Source organism: Sporosarcina newyorkensis (assembly GCF_900167515.1).
In the GTDB taxonomy this organism is placed as follows: Bacteria; Bacillota; Bacilli; order Bacillales_A; family Planococcaceae; genus Sporosarcina; species Sporosarcina newyorkensis.
This window is the reverse complement of record NZ_FUYJ01000003.1, coordinates 394,708-413,180: the sequence shown is the minus strand read 5'-3', so window position 1 is coordinate 413,180 and position 18,473 is coordinate 394,708. Positions and strand designations below refer to the sequence as shown.

Genomic DNA, 18,473 nt, shown 5'->3' with positions numbered 1-18,473 from the left:
ATTATGATAGCTCTCTTACCTGAATAGGAATCAAACGTTGCTCCAGCTGTTCTCTAAACTTTTCATACTGCATAGGTAGCATTAACTTTTCGCCCATTGTCTCTCTTGATTCATCAAGAGCAAATCCAGGAGGATCTGTAGCAATTTCAAATAAAATTTCTCCATGTTCTCTAAAGTAAATGGCATTAAAGTGATTTCGGTCCTGCACAGCAGTGACACCATAGCCTTTGGCTGCAACATATTTTTGCCATTCTATTTGCTCAGCATCATCTTGGGCCCTCCAGGCGATATGGTGAACGGTCCCGACACCCGTTTGGCCTTTTTCTGTCGGTATGGATTTTAAGTCGATAATATTGCCGATATCAGCAGAAGAACGGAATCGGATTAAGTCTCCTTCTTCTCCGAGAAGTTCTAGTCCCATTACATTTTCTAATAGTTCAGCTGTTTGGTTGGGGTGAGAAGAAAATAGCGTAGCTCCACCAAATCCTTTGATTGATACATCCGGACTGATACCACCAAACACCCAAGTATTAACTTTACCTTCTTCTCGTTCAACGATTTCCAAGTGTAAACCATGCGGATCATCAAATTTCAAACACTGTTCACCGAAGCGCTCAACAGGATGAAAAGGTATTTGAAAATCCTCTAATCGTTTCTTCCAAAAAGCAAGTGCTCCTTTGGGAACAGCATAAGAAGTAACACCCACTTGACCGTCTCCAACAATTCCTTGACGAGCTCCTATCCATGGGAAGAATGTAATGATAGTTCCTGGGCTCCCGCCCTCATCTCCAAAATAGAGGTGGTAGGTGCCCGGGTCATCAAAATTCACCGTTTGCTTCACTAAACGCAAACCTAGAACGCCAGCATAAAAGTCTATGTTTTCTTGCGGATGACCAACAATTGCCGTAATATGATGAATTCCACTTGTTTCTAGTTTCATTGAAATTTACTCCTATAGTATCAGTTGAATTGATTGAGGTTAATTCAAGTTAATTAGGTAGAATTTATAGTTTCTCTGCGTAATACCCTAGTTTTTTGAGCTGTTGAATCATCATTTCTTTTTCACTTGTATTTAAACCTGCAAAAATTTCTTTAATATCTTGTTTATGTTTAGGGAATACCTCATTCATTAACTCATTACCGGCTTCTGTGATCGCTGCATAGGTGACACGCCGATCTTTAGGGCATGGTTTTCTTTCGAGATATTTTTTCTTTTCGAGCTTATCTACTACGTACGTAATACTGCTGCTCGCTATCAATACTTTTTCACCTATTTTTTGTATTGGTTGCTCGCCTTTGTTATAGATCAACTCAAGAACCGCAAATTCAGTTGGGTTTAAACCTAAATTTTTAATATCTTCTTCCGCACGCTTTTTTATGGAATTCAAAGCACGAGTTAATACGACAAATAGTTTAAGGGATAATTCTTCTTCATTCTGAATCTCACTCATATAGCTCACACCTTTTCAATATCTTGAATTCGAGACAATTATAGTATTGATTCATGTTCTTTGTCAATACTATAGGTCTACCCGGCGCAATGCATAAAGCATCGCAATTACACTGAAACGTAATCGCTTGACGAGAAAGCATTGCTCATCTATACTTGTAATTAATATATCTCAAATACGAGATAAACAAATTCAAGATAGGGGACAATGATAATGACAAATTGGATAGTAGACAATTCACATTCACACATTGGTTTTTCAGTAAAGCACATGATGGTTTCAAAAGTAAAAGGCACATTTGAAGACTACACTGCAACTGTAGAAGCGGAAGACATGACGGATTTGTCAACAGCAAATATATCGTTTGTAATTCAAACTGCATCTATCAATACAAAATCAGAGGACCGAGACAATCACTTACGTGGAGAAGACTTTTTTGACGCAGAGCAATATCCGACGATTACATTCCAATCAAAAAACATTGAAAAAGATGGCGATGATTATAAAATAACGGGTGACCTAACCATTAAGGATGTAACAAAACATGTAACATTTGATGTTTCATTTAACGGAAAAGGAAAAAATCCATGGGGCGTAGACGTCTATGGGTTCGAAGGCGAAATGAAATTGAACCGTGAAGAATTTGGTTTAACATGGAATGCTGCGCTTGAAACCGGTGGTGTCCTTGTAGGTAAAGACATTAAAATTGATCTCGAATTACAAGTGAATCCAGCTCAATAATTAAATAATAGGAAAAAGCACAAGTTCGAACTCATGAACTTGTGCTTTTTCCTATTTACTTTGATTCGCAGGGAAGCGGAGTACAGGATTAGGTAACAGGATAAAATAATGTGTGTATTCCAAGATAAAATGTGGTAAATTAAACGTCTGTTTCCTCATACTCAGTTAATCTAGCCGTTCAAAACCTGGAAGCAATTATGCCTCGACATAATTGATCAGGAAATGGTTCATCCGAAAACGAATGACTGTAACGAAAAAGGGTATAATATTAAGAAATATGGTTATGAACGCTATTATTGAAAGAAGTGATCACATGAATTCAGTCACAAAACAAAAGAACAATAAACTTAGGATGGTTTTCCAAGGAGTACTAGTTATTATCGGGTCCTTAATAACAGCGTATGGACTTGAATCGGTGTTAATCCCAAACAATGTATCGGATGGTGGGATAACGGGCTTGAGTATTGTTGGTTCGCAGCTGTTTGGGTTTCCTCTAGGCCTTTTGATTGCCTTACTGAATATCCCATTCGTATATTTAGGGTACAAACAGATCGGTAAAAGTTTTGCTATATATTCGGTGATCGGCATTGGTTCATTGGCGATCAGCACTAGTCTGATGCACCATATACCAACGATTGTTCAAGGGGACACTCTGTTAGTGACCGTGGTAGGTGGTGTGATCATAGGTGTAGGGATGGGACTTGCCTTGCGTAATGGCGGCGCATTAGATGGGATTGATATGTTAGCCGTACTTCTTTCCCGAAAGTTACCGTTCGGGACAAGCGATCTGATCCTGTTTTTGAATGTTTTTGTTTTTATCGTGGTTTCGACGGTATTTGGGCTTACAGGAGCTATTTTATCTGCGCTTGCTTATTTCATTGCTTCCAAAGTAATCCATATTATTGAAGAAGGCTTAAGTGGATCAAAAACCTTCAATATTATTACAGACCAGCCTGAATTAATGGTAGAGACAATTCGTGAACGTTTGGGACGCAGTGCAACATACCAGCTTATTCAAGGCAGTTATAGCAATAAAGAATACAAGGAAATCACTTGCGTCATCAATCGTTTGGAAGATAGTAAAATGAAAGAGATCATTCGGGAAATTGACAAGAATGCTTTTGTTACCGTATATGACGTTGCGGAAGTTAAGGGCGGCAGTTTTACCAAGAGTGACATTCATTAAAGTGTCTGCCTAAAAAAGTTATTTGTACTGTGGTCCGGCATAGCAATAAATCAAAGCGATTACCACTCCTGTCAATTAGGGAGCGGTAATCGCTATGTTTAATTATCTATAATCGTTAATAGTTCTCGAATATCTGTACGATCTTGTGGTTCCGGTATATGTTTTGGATAGCCAATCATCAGTGTAGCGACGACTTTCTCGCCAGGTTTTACGCCGATGCCTTCCCTGAATACTGGATCGTATATCCAATCATTTGATCGCCAAATCATCCCAATGCCACGTTTCCAAGCTGCAAGTTGAAAATTTTGAATCATTGTGGAGACTGCTCCATAATCCTCATCCCATCTTCTTTGTCGCGGATCTTCCGGCATGATCACAACGAGATGAAGGGGAATATTTCGGAAATAATCAGCTTTCCGATTTACTCTTTCGGGTACTTCGCCGTCTGTTTTTGGCTGGGAATCTATATAGGCTTGTACAAACTGCTCTTTTCCGTTACTTGTATATAATTGAAATCGCCAAGGTTCCGTCAGCTTATGATTCGGTGCCCATTTGGCGACATTGAGTAATTCAATGAGTTCCTCCACATCCACTGGATCGGTTTTAAACGCCTTAATAGACCTTCTGCCAATTATGGACTTTTCTACTTCGTTTTTTGCTGCGTAACTCATGATAGAAAACTCCTCTCCTCTCCTATAATACTAATACATGCAAATGAAAATCATTATCAACTACTATCATACCATGTGTAAGGAAAGTGATAAACACAAAACGCTTACGGTTGATGGGTATAGAAAAAACCACTGAACGTAATGTTCAGTGGTGAGTCATATTAATTCCCATAATAAATCGGAGAGCCAGGCCCTAAGTCGATTCCGAGAAGCATCCAAACGATGAGAGTTAAACTCCAGAAAGCCAAGAAGAACATAGAATAAGGGAACATAACAGAGACTAGTGTTCCGATCCCCATTTTCTTATCATACTTCTGTGCAAATGCGATAATAATCGCAAAGTATGTCATCAAAGGAGAAATAATATTGGTTGATGAATCTGCCACCCGATACGCCATCTGTGTTAATTCGGGTGAATAACCGAGCTGCATCATAATCGGCACAAATACCGGTGCCATCATAGCCCATTTTGCAGATGCACTGCCGATAAACAAGTTGATGAAAGCAGCAATGAGAATGAATAACAGCAGCAATGGAATACCTTTTAAGTTGATGCTATCAAGGAAATTAGCTCCATACACGCCTAAAACCAATCCCATATTCGATTCAGAGAAAAATGCGACAAATTGACTCGCAGTGAAAGACAATACGATGAACATACCCATTGCAGACATCGTCGTTGACATCATTGCAGCCACGTCTTTATCATCGCGAATTAATTTTGTTACTTTTCCATAGACCAAACCTGGCACGAAGAATAGGAATGCGATAATTGGAACGAGTGACTTCATGAATGGCGATTTAATAATCGGCATATCGCCTTCATCGCCACGTAATGGAGCACCTGGGAATAGAACGAGTAATGCAACTAGAATTCCAGCAACAATTACAGAAATACCAGCCCATACTAAACCCTTCTTCTCAATAGCAGTTAGCTTCTCTACTTTCTCACGATATTCACCATTATATTCGCCAAGTCGTGGTTCGACAATTTTCTCTGTCACCCAAGCACCAACAACTGTCAGCACTAATACCGAAAAGGCAATGAAATAATAATTCATGGCAATGTTCATACCGTCCGCATACTCGGGGTTAATGATTGCTGCAGACATAATCGTCAATTCACCAAGAAGCGCGTCCGTACCAGACAGTAGTAAGTTCGCACTGAACCCGCCCGAAACTCCAGCGAAGGCAGCGGCCAGACCCGCTAATGGGTGTCTGCCAAGTGCCGCAAATAAAACAGCTCCAAGTGGCGGCAATACAACATAACCTGCATCGGAAGCTACGCTAGACATAACGCCAGCAAAAACCAATCCGAGTGTAATCAAGCGTTTCGGAACAGACATCACAAATCCACGCAGCAATGCACTGATCAACCCAGAACCTTCTGCAACTCCAATCCCTAGCATCGTAATTAGCACGACGCCGAGCGGAGCAAAACCAATGAAATTGTCCGTCATATTCGTAATGATGTAATGAATTCCTTCCCCGCTAAGCAGGTTATGGACTTCGATCATTTCCCCTTCTTTTCCTGGATGGGCGGCACTGATGCCGAAAGAAGAAACAACTGCAGACAAGACGATAACTAAAAGAGCGAGCAACGCAAACAACGTTACCGGATGGGGCAATCGGTTACCAGTTTTCTCGATCATATCTAAAAACTTTTGGAAAAAGCCTCTTTTTTCCGTATTCATGAAGATCTCCTTCCGTCTATAAATTACTATTCATTATTTAAAAAAATAAATAATTTTTTAAACTTAGTACAGTATATATAAGATAGCTCCCCAAATAAATACTTTAGTGAAATAATTAAATTGGAAAAAGGTTTCGACTGTTATGACGAGGGAGAATAGTTAAAATAGATTTTTAGAAAATGACCTTTTTATGTATATAGATATTAAAATGCCCACATTCTACTTGACGGAGGTGGGTTGTTTTTCATCTATTGTCATCTATTCTGCGTCAATAAAAATTCCTTTAAGGCGAGGGTCTCCATCGTCATTTTTGCCATCATAAGTTCCGTAGACAGTGACCGTCGTGCCTTCTGGAATTTCTGTACGATCGCTCATCCGAATGTCGTCAACCCATACTACTTCATTGGAAGAATCATCGGTTTTGCTTTTTAATTCAAATGTTCCTTGTTCGAATCTCAAAACGATTCCAGTAAATTTCACTTTTGAATTAATAGGAACTTTGTCTTGAGAAAGGGAAAGATAATCTTGTTCAGTGGTTCCCGCCTTAAGCCCTTTTTCCATACCCATATTGGTTTGTTTATCGGCAGCAGGAGTTTCTTGTGTCTCTGGAGTATCAGGTGTTTCTTCATTGCTACAGGCTGCTAACAGCACTGCAGTCATCATGAAAATGATTAGCTTTTTCAATCTAAATCGCCTCCTTATGTAATCATAAGTAAATTGAAAGGAAAAGAAAATAGTTTACTGTAATAACCATGATAGTTTCTGCTCTAACTGCACAAATGTTTTTGAATTGTTATACTACATACATCAGAATTTTTTAATTAGGAGTATGGGGATGAACTCAAAATCGACGTGGCGCCAAATATTACATTCTGAAGCTGCACGCATTGCCGTCATTGCGATCATTACGGCGCTTACTGGTGAATTGAAAGTGCTGCCGTTCGCGGATGAGACGTTCCGTTTTGCGCTGGGCGGGATTGTGTTCTTTTTGCTGATTCTTATTTATCCGCCAGCTTCCATGCTGCGGACTGGGTTTATTACAGCGGTTACGGTTGTGCTTTTTCGGGTAGCTGAAGAGACGTGGCTTGGCGTTGCGCTAATTGATAGTTTGCAGATGCATGTTCCGGTTTTTCTGTTTTACTTTATAGTAGCGGTTGGCTGGCATTTTGCCGATTTGGAGAAGTACAAGTCTTTGCCATTGCAGCTAGGGGCATTGGCTTTATTATTCGAAGTGATCGGCAATACGTCGGAGCATGCACTTCGGAATTGGTGGATGGATGATTCACTGTTAAATATGAAAGAGTGGGGTATCCTTGTGGGAGTAGCGTTGCTGCGTAGTTTCTTTACGGTCGGACTGTATAGTTCAGTAGCTTTATCGAAAGAAAAACAACGTATGGAGGAAATGCTCGGCGTAGGGGCGGAGTTATATGCAGAAGCGCTCTATTTACAGAAGTCGATGAATCATATTGAGCAAATTACAGCTTCCAGCCACGATTTGTATCGCAAGTTGAAGAAAGAGGATAAACGAGAGCTCAGCACACAGGCGCTTCAGATTGCCCAAGAGATCCATGAGGTGAAAAAGGATTCACAACGGATTTTGGCGGGGCTTTCGAAATGGGCAAGCCGACAAGAAGTGGCGGCCTTTTATCTATCAGATCTACTTGAATTGGTCGTATCGGCAAATGAAAAGTATAGTGAATTGATAGGCAAAGACTGTGTCATTGAAAAATCAATCGCCACTGACTTTCAGACGGACCAGCATGTACCACTTCTGGCGGTCCTTAATAATTTGACTTCCAATGCTGTAGAGGCGACGGAGCGGAAGGGTATTGTGAAAATTAGTGTCGACAGTGACGCAGAATGGGTCTGTTTTTATGTGCAAGATACAGGCAGAGGGGTTCCAGCAGAGCATGAAGAAGTGATTTTTGAGCCGGGATACACGACGAAATTCAATGAACAGGGAGTGGCGGCAACGGGTATCGGATTGTCGCATGTGACGGCAATCGTCGATGCGATGCAAGGCGAAATTCAAATGCAGCGTCTGGATGTCGGCACATTATTTGAAGTGAAAATTCCCATGCAATCCATTAAGAAGGAGATACAGGTATGAGATATTTTATCGTAGATGATGACAAAGCGAGCCGCTTGATGCTGAAGAATATCCTGGAAGGGCAGGAACTCGGTATGGTCATTGGTGAGGCGGATAGCGGTGTGAAAGCCATCCCTCAAATTTTGTCGCTGACGCCGGATTTGGTGCTGATTGATTTGTTGATGCCGGATTTGGATGGTATTGAGACGATCCAACAGCTGAAATCGCAAGGATTTAATGGACAATTCATTATGTTGAGTCAAGTAGTCAGTAAAGAGATGGTGGGAGAAGCCTATCAAGTCGGGGTGGAGTTTTTCATTCATAAGCCGATCAACCAAATAGAAGTACAAAGCGTATTGCGACGAACGGCGGAACAACTGCGTTTGAAAAATTCCCTAACCACAATTCGTGAATCGCTCGCTCTGATTGGAACGTTGGATCAGCCAAAAGTGAAACGTACAATAAAGGAAATTGTGCTAGCTAAACTTCATGACATGGGGATAATCGGGGAAAGCGGCAGCCGGGACATTGTGACAATTGTAGAAGTGCTCGCAGAACAAAATGCCGCTCAATTGCCGCCATTGAAAGAGCTTTACGAGGCGGCATTACATAAGATGGGTGTCCAAGCGAAGGAAATACCAAAGGAAAGCAAAGCGATGGAGCAGAGGATTCGCCGATCCATCTTGACTGCGATGGATCATTTAGCTTCGCTCGGAGCAGTAGATTATACGATTTCGGAGTTTGAGTATTACGCGCCACGATTCTTTGATTTTCAGGAAATTACTCAACGGATGAAACAAATTCAAGAGGAAAGCTTTGGGATGAAGGCAGTCAAGGTCAATAGTAAGAAGTTTCTTCAAGTTTTATATATCGAGACGATGGAAGAACAAAAAAAGAATTTGTAGGATGGTGTAGAATTTTGTAGGATTCTTTTATGATAATCCTAAGTTACTTCGAGAAAGCGTTTTCAGGAGTAAGCTAAAGGAGGATTATCTATGAAAAAGAAATTTAAATTATCTTTAGCCTATCAAATATTAATCGGGCTTGTTCTCGGTATTGCAGTCGGTGCCATTTTTTATGGTAATCCTAAAGTGGAAACGTATTTGCAGCCGATAGGCACGATGTTTATTAATATGATCAAAATGATTGTAGTTCCAATTATTATTTCTACATTGGTTATAGGAGTGGCAGGCACAGGAGATATTAAGAAACTAGGGAAATTAGGCGGTAAGACGCTTCTATATTTTGAAATTGTCACAACGATTGCGATCATAGTCGGTTTAATGTCTGCTAATATTTTCAAACCAGGCGAAGGAATCGATATGTCTTCTCTTGAAAAAGGAGATATCTCGCAATATGTTGAAACGACGGAAGAAGTGCAGAATGGCGGTTTCATGGATGTCTTGGTTGGTATCGTACCGAGTAATATCGTGGAATCCATGGCAAACGCTGATATGCTTCCAATTATTTTCTTCTCTGTTTTATTTGGGCTAGGCGTTGCAGCGATCGGTGAACGCGGAAAGCCGGTGCTTGAGGTGTTCCAAGGAGTCGCGGATGCGATGTTCTGGGTAACAAATATGATCATGAAGTTTGCACCATTCGGGGTATTTGCGCTAATTGGCGTAACCGTTTCCAAATTCGGTTTGGAATCGCTCATCCCAATGGGCAAGCTGATGATCTTGGTATATGCAACGATGGTATTCTTCATTATTGTCGTACTTGGCGGAATTGCGAAGTTGGTCGGAATCAATATTTTCCATCTGATGAAAGTATTGAAAGACGAATTGATTTTAGCTTATTCTACTTCTAGTTCTGAAACAGTACTGCCAAAAGTGATGGAGAAGATGCAGAAGTTCGGTTGTCCGAAAGATATTGTTTCTTTCGTAGTGCCGACAGGCTATTCGTTCAACTTGGACGGTTCCACACTGTATCAGGCTTTGGCTGCGATGTTTATTGCGCAAATGTATGGTATTCAGTTGAGTATTACGGAACAGATCACCTTGGTATTAGTGTTGATGATTACGTCTAAAGGGATTGCGGGCGTACCAGGTGTTTCATTCGTCGTACTTTTGGCGACACTTGGAACGGTAGGTATTCCACTTGAAGGTCTAGCGTTCATCGCGGGGATCGACCGTTTGTTGGATATGGCACGTACGGTGGTCAACGTTGTTGGAAACGCACTTGCGACAGTTGTTATGTCGAAGTGGGAAGGCCGTTTTGGTACGGAAAGTGTAAAGGAAGAGCAAGAACCACAAATGGTGTTAGCGGAAGAAAGATGATTTGATGAATTTGAAGCTGTCCTCTTGATGGGGGACAGTTTTTTTGTGTTTATGCTGGGGCTGCAGGGCTCTATGAGCGAGTGTAGGGTGTTTATGATCGTGGACAGAGAGGATATGATCGCTTGGCGGAGGTGTATGAGCAGTTGTAGGGTTTCTATGATCATCTGCGAAGGTTTATGAGTGCCTGTAAGAAATAGGATTGATTTCCTACACACTGCTTATTACTTGTTGTGGGGATTCAATTGTAGGAATGATGGATTTGTTATATGATTAGCAATATGGAAGCTGAACAAGAGCGCTTTTTTTCATTAAGGAGGAAATTAGGTAATGAGCAATCAGCAAAATGATTTTACGAAATGGTATATTGACACAATCCAGAAAGCGGATTTGATGGATTATACGCCGGTGCGTGGCTGTATCGCATTTAAACCAGACGGTTTTGAAATATGGGAGCATATTAAAGATGAAATGGATCGCCGTTTCAAAGAGACGGGACACCGTAATGCGTATTTCCCAATGCTGATCCCAGAATCCTTTTTCCAGAAAGAAAAGGATCATATCGAAGGATTTTCTCCAGAACTGCCATGGGTGACGGAAGCAGCAGGAGAACAGTTGGAAGAACGTTTAGCGTTGCGCCCGACCTCTGAGACGATGATCGGTCATTTGTATTCAGACTGGGTAAAGAGTTATCGTGATTTGCCGTTATTGATCAACCAATGGGCGAACGTATTCCGTTGGGAGAAAAAGACATTGCCGTTCATTCGGACGTCAGAATTTTTATGGCAAGAAGGACATACAGCTCACGTCGATGAAGAGGAAGCGCGTACCGAAACGATGCAAATGCTTGAGATCTATAAGGAAGTCGTGGAAGGCTTGCTAGCGATTCCTGTATATGATGGCCAAAAGACGCCTTCTGAACGATTTGCCGGTGCTGTGGATACGTTCTCCATCGAAGCGATGATGAAGGATGGCAAAGCAGTTCAAGCCGGAACTTCACATTACTTAGGAACAAAATTTGCGGAAGCATTCGATATCAAATATTTAACAAAAGAGAATAAGCATGAGTTTGTCCATACGACATCTTGGGGAACTTCCACTCGCTTGATTGGATCGGTTATCATGGTGCACGGTGATGAGCAAGGTTTGGTATTGCCTCCACGTATTGCGCCGACTCAAGTGGTGCTCATTCCGGTCGGACCGTGGAAGAAGAACCCGGCAATCATGGAAAAACTGGATGAAATTTTTGCCGAGCTGAAGGCAAAAGGTATCCGTGTACGTTTGGATGATTCCGATCAGTCTCCGGGCTTTAAGTTCAATGAATGGGAATTAAAAGGTGTTCCAGTTCGACTGGAGCTTGGACCGCGTGACCTAGAGAATAATCAAGCCTTGATGAAAGCGCGTGACGGAGAAGAAAAAGTGGCGGTGGACTTGGCGCAAGCAGTGGCGAGCATTGAGAAAGAACTGGAAACGATGCAAACTCGCTTGCTCGAAAAAGCACGTGCATTCCGCGAAGAACATTCTCACACGCATATAGACAAACTGGATGAATTGAAGAAGCATATTGAAGAAAGTGCTGCGAAGGAAGAGATTCCAGGATGGATTCTTGCCGGTTGGTGTGGAGACGATGCATGCGAAGAACATGTGAAAGACGAAACGAAATTTACGACGCGTAATATTCCGTTCAATCCGCCTGCGGAGAAGACCACTTGCATTAATTGCGGTAAAGAAGCGAAACATACTGTTTGGTTTGCAAGAGCTTACTAATTAAAATAGGTGCCAACACGCATTGTAACGTGTTGGCACCTTTTTGAGTTTCGTTAAGCCAGACAGCTGATACCTTCGGATGAGGCTATGGGGGGAAAGCGCCAAAAACATGGCGGAACGAACCAAAAGTTAGCACAACCGCGCCAATCAATACGAATACCGCACCAAAATAGCTGTTGACCGAGCCAAATCGACTAAGACCCACACCAAACTGCCGGCAGACCGCACCAAAGGCATTCCGTCAATGTCCATCAGTCGTCCAATTTCAATCCTTTCAACGCATCTGCGAACGGATTATTGACTGGTTCGTCATCGTTGTTCTTCTTTAAATATTTCTGGACATCGCGTTTATTCACTTTGCCTTTGGATTCCTTTTCGCGGCGAGCTTTGAAGGAAGATAGTTTTTCGCGATAGCCACATTTGCACGTGAAGATTTGGCCTTCTCCTTCTCCGCGCAGCTCCATCTTTTTCTTACATTGCGGACATCGCGCATTGGTGACGCGGGAAACGTTTTTGCGGTGACCGCATTCACGATCCTGACAAACAAGCATTTTTCCATGTTTGCCGTTCACTTCGAGCATCGGCTTGCCGCAGTCCGGGCACGATTTAGTAGAAATATTATCATGCTTGAATTTCGCATCGCTCGCTTTGATCTCTGAGACAATTTCTTTCGTATAACCTTTCATTTCATTAATGAACGATTCTTTTTTCAATTGTCCTTTTGCAATTTTTTCTAACTTTAACTCCCATTCTGCAGTCAAGGCAGGGGATTTCAACTCGTCTGGCACTAACTCGAGCAATTGTTTTCCTTTATTGGTCACGTGGATGTCTTTGCCGCGCTTTTCAATCAGGAAGGAATTGAATAATTTATCGATGATATCCGCACGTGTTGCCACTGTCCCGAGTCCGCCTGTGGATTTCAATGTTTCTGCAAGCTTTTTATCTTGAGCTCCCGCGATATATTTCGCAGGGTTTTCCATCGCAGATAAAAGTGTTGCTTCATTGAAACGGGCAGGGGGCTTCGTCTGACCGGATGTCTCTTTGACGAATTGGATGCTCAGCGAATCTCCTTTTGAGAGCTTTGGTAAGAGCTGTTCTTTCGTGTCTTGCTCTGCTTCTTCCTCATCAAATTGATTGTTATAGACTTCTTTCCAGCCGGGTACTAAAATCGTTTTTCCTCGTGCGGTGAAGCGTTCATCTGCAATTTTTGCGTGGATGGTCAGTTGTTCATATTCATGTGCAGGGAACAGAACGGCCATGAACCGTTTCACGACTAAGTCATAGATTTTCCGCTCTTTGTCGGACAACTTATCACGCAGGACGATTTCTTCAGTTGGAATGATCGCGTGGTGATCGGACACTTTGCTGTCGTCGACAAAAGATTTATTCGCTTTGATCGGTTTCTTCAAGATTTTATTTGCAAGTGAACGATATTCACCGATACCGCAGGATTTCAAACGCTCCGGCAGAGTCGCGACGATATCGCTCGATAGGAATCGTGAATCGGTCCGCGGATACGTCAGCAGTTTATGTTGTTCGTAGAGCTTTTGCATGATGTTCAACGTTTCTTTGGCAGAGTAACCGAATAGTTTATTGGCATCGCGCTGCAGTTCTGTCAGATCGTAGAGACCTGGAGAAAACGACTTTTTTGCTTTTTTATCAACATTTTCGATAATCGCTTGTTTGCCATCTACTTTTTTGACGATAGTGGACAGTTTTTCGCGGTCGAATGAACGTGTATCATTAGTTTTCGCGTCTTGCCATGTCAATTTTAATTTAGAGTCGGTCTGTGCTTCGATGCCGTAGTAAGTTTTTGGGCGAAATGTGTTAATCTCTTCTTCGCGCTGTGCAATGATTGCAACGACAGGAGTTTGAACGCGACCGCAGTTTAATTGGGCATTGAACTTTGTCGTCAGTGCGCGAGTCGCGTTCAAGCCGATATACCAGTCCGCCTCAGAACGAGCGACTGCCGCTTCGTAAAGGTTTTCATACGCTTTACCGGGTTTCAGCTGAGCAAACCCATCCTTGATTGCTTTATCGGTAACGGATGAAATCCAAAGTCGTTTGATCGGTTTATTGACTTTCGCTTTCTCGATAATCCAGCGAGCGACCAGCTCTCCTTCACGTCCGGCATCTGTCCCGATGATGATATCGGATACGTCAGAGCGAAGCAACTGGGACTTTACGGCGTTATATTGCTTGCCTGTTTGCTTAATGACCGTCAATTTCAAGTGATCGGGCATCATCGGCAAGTCTTCCAGTTTCCATGTCTTATACTTCGTATCATAATTCTCAGGGTCTGCGAGTGTCACTAAATGGCCGAGTGCCCATGTGACGATATATTTATCGCCCTCTAAATAGCCGTTCCCTTTTTTATTGCAGTTGAGCACGCGGGCAATATCGCGTGCAACGGAAGGCTTTTCCGCCAATACTACACTTTTTTTCATATAATTGAACTCCTTTGTATACGTACATGTCAAAAAACTCCCACGGTAGATAAGGTTACAAAGGCCTTATGCTATCAAAAGGAGTTGCTTAGTAAAAAGTGTAAACTAGTATAGAGGTTTCGTCAATTCTTCGGAGCCTTGTTCAAAGGTGAGATGAGCAGATGAAGGAGAAATCTTATATGAGATAAAAAAGACGACTGAGAGCATGATTATTTTGTATACTAGTAGTAATACTTTAGAAATGAGGGATTAGGATGTCGCAGTTAAAAGATCGTTTGATGGCAGATATAAAAACGGCAATGAAGGAAAAGGATCAGATGAAAAAAGGTGTGATCAATTTATTGCGTGCGGGTCTGCAAAATGAGGAGCTGGAATTAAAGCGTGAATTGACGGAAGAAGAGGAAATCAAGATCGTTCAGCGTGAACTCAAGCAAACGAAACAATCCCTTGAAGAAGCACAAAAAGCCAATCGTGAAGATATTGTGGAAGCAGAAAAAGCAAAAGTAGTAATCGTCGAATCCTATTTACCGAAGCAGATGAATGTGGATGAAGTGAAGGAACTGATCGGCACACTCGGTATTGCGAAAGACACGCCGATGGGGCAAGCGATCGGGACAGTGATGAAAGAAGTTGCCGGACGTGCGGAAGGTAAGACAGTTTCCCAGGCTGTAAAAGAATACTTGCAGAACTAAGGAACCTCTTTATACGAGACTACCTAGACGATGAGTTGACTTGTCGTCTAGGTATTTTTTTATTTCTTAAATGAAGCCTTCAATAAATACACTACGTCATATTCTTTTGCCTTCAATTCCTCCAAATACCCTTCCTTTTGTTCATAGAAATCTACAGATAAAGAGCTGGTTCCAACGCCCTCAGTTGTACTCGTGTGGATGATGCTGGCTAGAAGCATTTCTTCTGACAACGGCAAGCTTTCTTGTGGATTGGTACCCCAAAGCATTGCCAGGTTTTCTCCATTTGGCATCGTATCTTGAGTTTGTATTCCACTAAATCCATCTGTATCACCAACGTTTGTGAAAAAAAGTACTTGCTGGTCCGCTGTATGTACTACAGTGAACACAATGCCGCCGCTTGTTAATTTACCTGGCAGGGAGGTAGAAAATTGGCTAACCGGTTCGGCTGTTTTCTTCCCTTTTTCATATTTCTCCAACCAGATAGAGACGTCTTTGTACTTTTGGTCAGCGGTATAATCAAATACGAATGCTTGGTTAGATGTGGTCCCGAGTATTTGCTTTTCACGGTCTGTTAATTCAGGGATTGTCAGTTGATTCGTATCAGTGTTTGCACAAGCACCAAGAACTAGTAGGCAACTAAGGCACATCAAACCTACCCATTTTTTCATCGTCTAGTAACCTCCTTATTTTAGTTATATTTTTATAGTGTAGCAGTTTACTGAACTTTCCGTTACGTTTCTAAAATATATTTTCGTAGAAGTGAGATGTTTTCTGACTTCGTCTCGTTATACTGAATGAAATAGAAAAACGAGACGTGCGCATGGTCGTTTTATCTGTCTCTAAATAAAGCCTCCGGCGGATGTCAGGGATTTTGAAATTCAAAATCCCGACGCAATTACGCCGAGGTGTAATTGATTAAGGAGGCCGCTATGGAAGAGGATCTGCAGTGGGTGCGTGAAGTATTGGCTGGAAATAAGCAAGCTTATGCCCATATTATCAATAAATATAAAAATCCGTTATACGCGACAATTTTAAGAATGACGAGAAACCCGCAGGATGCACAGGACTTCGTGCAGGATGCATTTTTGAAAGTATATCATCAGTTGGGTAAATATAAAGAAACGGGATCGTTTTCCAGTTGGCTGTATCGAGTGGCGATCAATCATTGTATGGATGAGTTCCGTAAAAAACGGTACCACTCGACGCAAGTGGAACTCGGGGAAGAACAAGTAATAGACAGCAATCACCCGGAAGTCGTGTTTTTGAAAAAAGAGAAACATCGACAACTGGAACGTCTGCTTGCGACACTTCCAGAAGATGAGCGATTGATCATGCTATTGCGATATGCGAATGAGTTAAGTTATGACGAAATCAGTGAGCTGACAGATGTTCCGTTGTCTACTGTTCGCAATAAACTTCACCGCGCAAAGAAAAAAATGAGGGATACGGTGAAACGAGAAGGAGGATATTTTCATGAACTGTCCAACGATAGATGAATTATCTAAATATGTGGATGATTTATTAACGGAAAAGGAATCGGATCGGGTACAGGTGCATGTGGAAAACTGTTCACATTGTCAAGAAGTTGTAGCGGCGTTTTTGGAAGAGCAGAGATTTGTCGTGGAAACGCTCCAAAACCCTGAATTGCCGGATGATTTTGCGGATAACGTATTGGAACAGCTGGAACCGTATGAGCAAAAAACGTTCAGACGGAAAGCGCCTTGGAAAAAGGTGATGTTATCCGCTGCGGGTGTAGTGTTGGCTGTAGGTTTAAGCGCTGCGCTGAGTCCGAGTTTTGCTCAATTGATTGGAGGCTTCTTTTCAACTGAACAAGCGGATGAAGGGCTTCGTTTGGCAATGGAAGAGGGGCTAGCCGAACGAGTGGATCTGGCGGTAGAAGACCAAGGGGTTACATTGAAAGTGGAAGATGTAATGGCGGATTCCTCTCGGATTACTCTATCGTACCAAGTGTTGAAAAATGGAAAGACGAAAAACACGTATCTTGAGGAGGGGGACTCTGCAAATCGTGTCATCGCGCTCGATAGTAATGGAAATGAGATAGGTCAGCTTGGTTACAGTTGGTGGGATGGAGGCGATTATGGTGTATATGAATTTTCATTGCGTGATCAGGAGGAACTGGACCAGTTGACTGTCCGATTTGATATAGTTGAACTGAATGGAGTAAGAGGGAGTTGGAAGTTGGATGTTCCGATTGATCTGAAAGAGAAACGGCAATTGACCAAAACACTTGCATTGGAAGATGCCTCCATTACGACGAATGGTGTAAAAGTTGATTTGCAAAAAGCTCAAAAGGCACCTTCATCTACAGAGTTGTTTTATGAAACATCCTTTTCAGAAGAAGAACTCACGAGGGTTGAAAAGGCGAGAAATGATTTCGTGCTTCGATTCGGAGCGGAAAATGTAGAAGATCTTGTCTATCAGTACGAGACGGCGATCGCGTATCATTTGGAAGATGAGAGTGGAACAGCATTATATTCCTGGAATACGTGGACAGAAGAAAAAGGGCATGCTGTGGACACAGGTATGCTGCAAGGCACCAGCGAAAGATTGGGGACACTGGGACACCTAAAGTGGGTGAATTCATTTGTTCCGAAAAAAGAACAGCCTAATGTAGCGTTTGTGCTGGATGGCGTGTATAAAACGGAGCCGGTTGATTTCTCTGTTAAAATTCGGCCGAATGAGTTACGAAAGAAGCCATTTTCATTTGAGTTTGAGGGCAACCATTTGACTGTCGTCAAGGCGAAAAATGAAACAAACTTTTATTTACGTAAATCGCTGATGCCAATTGCGAAAGAAGAGACTTTTGTTATTGAGATGGAAGGCGGGAAAGAAGTGGGAGCCAGTGAGTTAGGCGGCTGGTTGATTACAGATGATAAAGGGAATGTTTACTCGTCGGGATTAAGTGGTTCTATATTGGATGAAAAAGACGAAAATGGAGACTTTAAGGTCGGGATGCAATTGACTCTGCCTAAATTGAAAGAAGTACCTGAGGAATTGATCTTGCACCTTTTCTCCGTAAAACGTTATGAGCCAGTGGTAGAACCGTGGAAAGTGCCTTTATATTAAAAAAATAGCCAGCTTGCTCCAATATCTTTTGGAGTGGGCTGGCTTTTTCTAAACAGAAGAAGTTAATTTTTTCTTTTTGATAAAGATGGGAGCAGAAATCAAGAGTACTATCGGTGCGAAACCGATATATGAAATAGGTGGGTTTCCGGCCAGACAATATAGAGAAACTGGCAACATGATGATTAAACAGGCGATTACAGTAGTCCAAGTTCGTTTGAAGATGAGAACCAGCAGAGCGATTGGCGATAGTAAGATTGAAGCCCAGATTATTAGCCCAACCAAGATACTTAGCAATGTACTCACTCCTTTGAAGTTGTATGATTTTCCTCAATTATACAGGTTATTAGGTTAGAATGGTGCGGTATGTAGCTG

Annotated in this window: 16 protein-coding genes; 9 read left to right on the top strand and 7 right to left on the bottom strand. The window is 42.0% G+C overall.

The window, feature by feature from the left end:
- Position 1 precedes the first annotated feature (1 nt).
- The gene (locus tag B5D59_RS08650) at positions 2 to 940 is read right to left on the bottom strand and encodes a ring-cleaving dioxygenase (RefSeq protein WP_078817631.1); all 939 of its coding nucleotides are present in this window, start codon (positions 938 to 940) and stop codon (positions 2 to 4) included.
- A gap of 64 nt (positions 941 to 1,004) precedes the next feature.
- Positions 1,005 to 1,451 carry a MarR family winged helix-turn-helix transcriptional regulator gene (locus B5D59_RS08645; protein WP_009766602.1) on the bottom strand — a complete coding sequence of 149 codons (447 nt, stop codon included), beginning with the start codon at positions 1,449 to 1,451 and terminating at the stop codon, positions 1,005 to 1,007.
- Positions 1,452 to 1,664: 213 nt separating this feature from the next.
- Here B5D59_RS08645 and B5D59_RS08640 point away from each other — a divergent pair, with 213 nt between their 5' ends.
- Positions 1,665 to 2,192 (top strand): YceI family protein, encoded by a 528-nt coding sequence (locus B5D59_RS08640; RefSeq protein ID WP_040758686.1) that lies wholly within the window; start codon positions 1,665 to 1,667, stop codon positions 2,190 to 2,192.
- Positions 2,193 to 2,505: 313 nt separating this feature from the next.
- Positions 2,506 to 3,378 (top strand): YitT family protein, encoded by an 873-nt coding sequence (locus B5D59_RS08635; protein WP_171805912.1) that lies wholly within the window; start codon positions 2,506 to 2,508, stop codon positions 3,376 to 3,378.
- 98 nt (positions 3,379 to 3,476) lie between these two features.
- Here B5D59_RS08635 and B5D59_RS08630 read toward each other — a convergent pair whose 3' ends face one another.
- The 3 genes from B5D59_RS08630 to B5D59_RS08620 all read right to left on the bottom strand — a co-directional run bounded on the left by B5D59_RS08630 (position 3,477) and on the right by B5D59_RS08620 (position 6,427).
- The gene (locus B5D59_RS08630) at positions 3,477 to 4,049 is read right to left on the bottom strand and encodes a nitroreductase family protein (RefSeq protein WP_009766599.1); all 573 of its coding nucleotides are present in this window, start codon (positions 4,047 to 4,049) and stop codon (positions 3,477 to 3,479) included.
- Between the two features lie 161 nt (positions 4,050 to 4,210).
- The gene (locus tag B5D59_RS08625; protein ID WP_009766598.1) at positions 4,211 to 5,743 is read right to left on the bottom strand and encodes an AbgT family transporter; all 1,533 of its coding nucleotides are present in this window, start codon (positions 5,741 to 5,743) and stop codon (positions 4,211 to 4,213) included.
- 258 nt (positions 5,744 to 6,001) lie between these two features.
- A complete protein-coding gene (locus tag B5D59_RS08620; protein ID WP_078817630.1) occupies positions 6,002 to 6,427 on the bottom strand; it encodes a putative periplasmic lipoprotein in 426 nt (141 codons plus the stop codon).
- A 151-nt stretch (positions 6,428 to 6,578) separates the two neighbouring features.
- On the opposite strand from B5D59_RS08620, the gene B5D59_RS08615 reads away from it, so the two are divergent.
- The 4 genes from B5D59_RS08615 (at position 6,579) to proS (ending at position 11,875) form a co-directional block, all read left to right on the top strand.
- Positions 6,579 to 7,853 (top strand): sensor histidine kinase, encoded by a 1,275-nt coding sequence (locus B5D59_RS08615; RefSeq protein ID WP_245799489.1) that lies wholly within the window; start codon positions 6,579 to 6,581, stop codon positions 7,851 to 7,853.
- Complete coding sequence (locus B5D59_RS08610; protein ID WP_009766590.1) at positions 7,850 to 8,737, top strand: response regulator; 888 nt, start codon at positions 7,850 to 7,852, stop codon at positions 8,735 to 8,737. The genes B5D59_RS08615 and B5D59_RS08610 overlap by 4 nt, the downstream gene beginning before the upstream one ends.
- A 90-nt stretch (positions 8,738 to 8,827) precedes the next feature.
- On the top strand, positions 8,828 to 10,111 hold the full coding sequence (locus B5D59_RS08605; RefSeq protein ID WP_009766589.1) for a cation:dicarboxylate symporter family transporter: 1,284 nt from the start codon (positions 8,828 to 8,830) through the stop codon (positions 10,109 to 10,111).
- A 327-nt stretch (positions 10,112 to 10,438) separates the two neighbouring features.
- The gene (gene proS, locus B5D59_RS08600) at positions 10,439 to 11,875 is read left to right on the top strand and encodes a proline--tRNA ligase (RefSeq protein ID WP_078817629.1); all 1,437 of its coding nucleotides are present in this window, start codon (positions 10,439 to 10,441) and stop codon (positions 11,873 to 11,875) included.
- A gap of 251 nt (positions 11,876 to 12,126) precedes the next feature.
- Here proS and B5D59_RS08595 read toward each other — a convergent pair whose 3' ends face one another.
- Entirely contained in the window at positions 12,127 to 14,322 is a 2,196-nt protein-coding gene (locus B5D59_RS08595) for a DNA topoisomerase III (protein WP_078817628.1), read from the bottom strand.
- Positions 14,323 to 14,576: 254 nt separating this feature from the next.
- Between B5D59_RS08595 and B5D59_RS08590 the strand changes: the two genes are divergently transcribed.
- The gene (locus B5D59_RS08590) at positions 14,577 to 15,014 is read left to right on the top strand and encodes a GatB/YqeY domain-containing protein (RefSeq protein WP_009766586.1); all 438 of its coding nucleotides are present in this window, start codon (positions 14,577 to 14,579) and stop codon (positions 15,012 to 15,014) included.
- A gap of 59 nt (positions 15,015 to 15,073) precedes the next feature.
- Here B5D59_RS08590 and B5D59_RS08585 read toward each other — a convergent pair whose 3' ends face one another.
- Positions 15,074 to 15,682, bottom strand: a complete 609-nt coding sequence (locus B5D59_RS08585; protein ID WP_009766585.1) for a hypothetical protein — start codon at positions 15,680 to 15,682, stop codon at positions 15,074 to 15,076.
- Positions 15,683 to 15,943: 261 nt separating this feature from the next.
- On the opposite strand from B5D59_RS08585, the gene B5D59_RS08580 reads away from it, so the two are divergent.
- Positions 15,944 to 16,510: an RNA polymerase sigma factor gene (locus B5D59_RS08580; protein ID WP_040758683.1), complete on the top strand. Its 567-nt coding sequence runs from the start codon at positions 15,944 to 15,946 to the stop codon at positions 16,508 to 16,510.
- Entirely contained in the window at positions 16,488 to 18,101 is a 1,614-nt protein-coding gene (locus B5D59_RS08575; RefSeq protein WP_009766583.1) for a DUF4179 domain-containing protein, read from the top strand. Before B5D59_RS08580 ends, B5D59_RS08575 begins: the two co-directional genes overlap by 23 nt.
- Positions 18,102 to 18,473: the final 372 nt, after the last annotated feature.

What these genes read in the sequence shown, in the direction of transcription:
- B5D59_RS08650 (WP_078817631.1), bottom strand. Translation starts at nt 940, where the DNA reads ATGAAACTAGAAACAAGTGGAATTCATCATATTACGGCAATTGTTGGT.
- B5D59_RS08645 (WP_009766602.1), bottom strand. Translation starts at nt 1,451, where the DNA reads ATGAGTGAGATTCAGAATGAAGAAGAATTATCCCTTAAACTATTTGTC.
- B5D59_RS08640 (WP_040758686.1), top strand. Translation starts at nt 1,665, where the DNA reads ATGACAAATTGGATAGTAGACAATTCACATTCACACATTGGTTTTTCA.
- B5D59_RS08635 (WP_171805912.1), top strand. Translation starts at nt 2,506, where the DNA reads ATGAATTCAGTCACAAAACAAAAGAACAATAAACTTAGGATGGTTTTC.
- B5D59_RS08630 (WP_009766599.1), bottom strand. Translation starts at nt 4,049, where the DNA reads ATGAGTTACGCAGCAAAAAACGAAGTAGAAAAGTCCATAATTGGCAGA.
- B5D59_RS08625 (WP_009766598.1), bottom strand. Translation starts at nt 5,743, where the DNA reads ATGAATACGGAAAAAAGAGGCTTTTTCCAAAAGTTTTTAGATATGATC.
- B5D59_RS08615 (WP_245799489.1), top strand. Translation starts at nt 6,579, where the DNA reads ATGAACTCAAAATCGACGTGGCGCCAAATATTACATTCTGAAGCTGCA.
- B5D59_RS08610 (WP_009766590.1), top strand. Translation starts at nt 7,850, where the DNA reads ATGAGATATTTTATCGTAGATGATGACAAAGCGAGCCGCTTGATGCTG.
- B5D59_RS08605 (WP_009766589.1), top strand. Translation starts at nt 8,828, where the DNA reads ATGAAAAAGAAATTTAAATTATCTTTAGCCTATCAAATATTAATCGGG.
- proS (WP_078817629.1), top strand. Translation starts at nt 10,439, where the DNA reads ATGAGCAATCAGCAAAATGATTTTACGAAATGGTATATTGACACAATC.
- B5D59_RS08595 (WP_078817628.1), bottom strand. Translation starts at nt 14,322, where the DNA reads ATGAAAAAAAGTGTAGTATTGGCGGAAAAGCCTTCCGTTGCACGCGAT.
- B5D59_RS08590 (WP_009766586.1), top strand. Translation starts at nt 14,577, where the DNA reads ATGTCGCAGTTAAAAGATCGTTTGATGGCAGATATAAAAACGGCAATG.
- B5D59_RS08585 (WP_009766585.1), bottom strand. Translation starts at nt 15,682, where the DNA reads ATGAAAAAATGGGTAGGTTTGATGTGCCTTAGTTGCCTACTAGTTCTT.
- B5D59_RS08580 (WP_040758683.1), top strand. Translation starts at nt 15,944, where the DNA reads ATGGAAGAGGATCTGCAGTGGGTGCGTGAAGTATTGGCTGGAAATAAG.
- B5D59_RS08575 (WP_009766583.1), top strand. Translation starts at nt 16,488, where the DNA reads ATGAACTGTCCAACGATAGATGAATTATCTAAATATGTGGATGATTTA.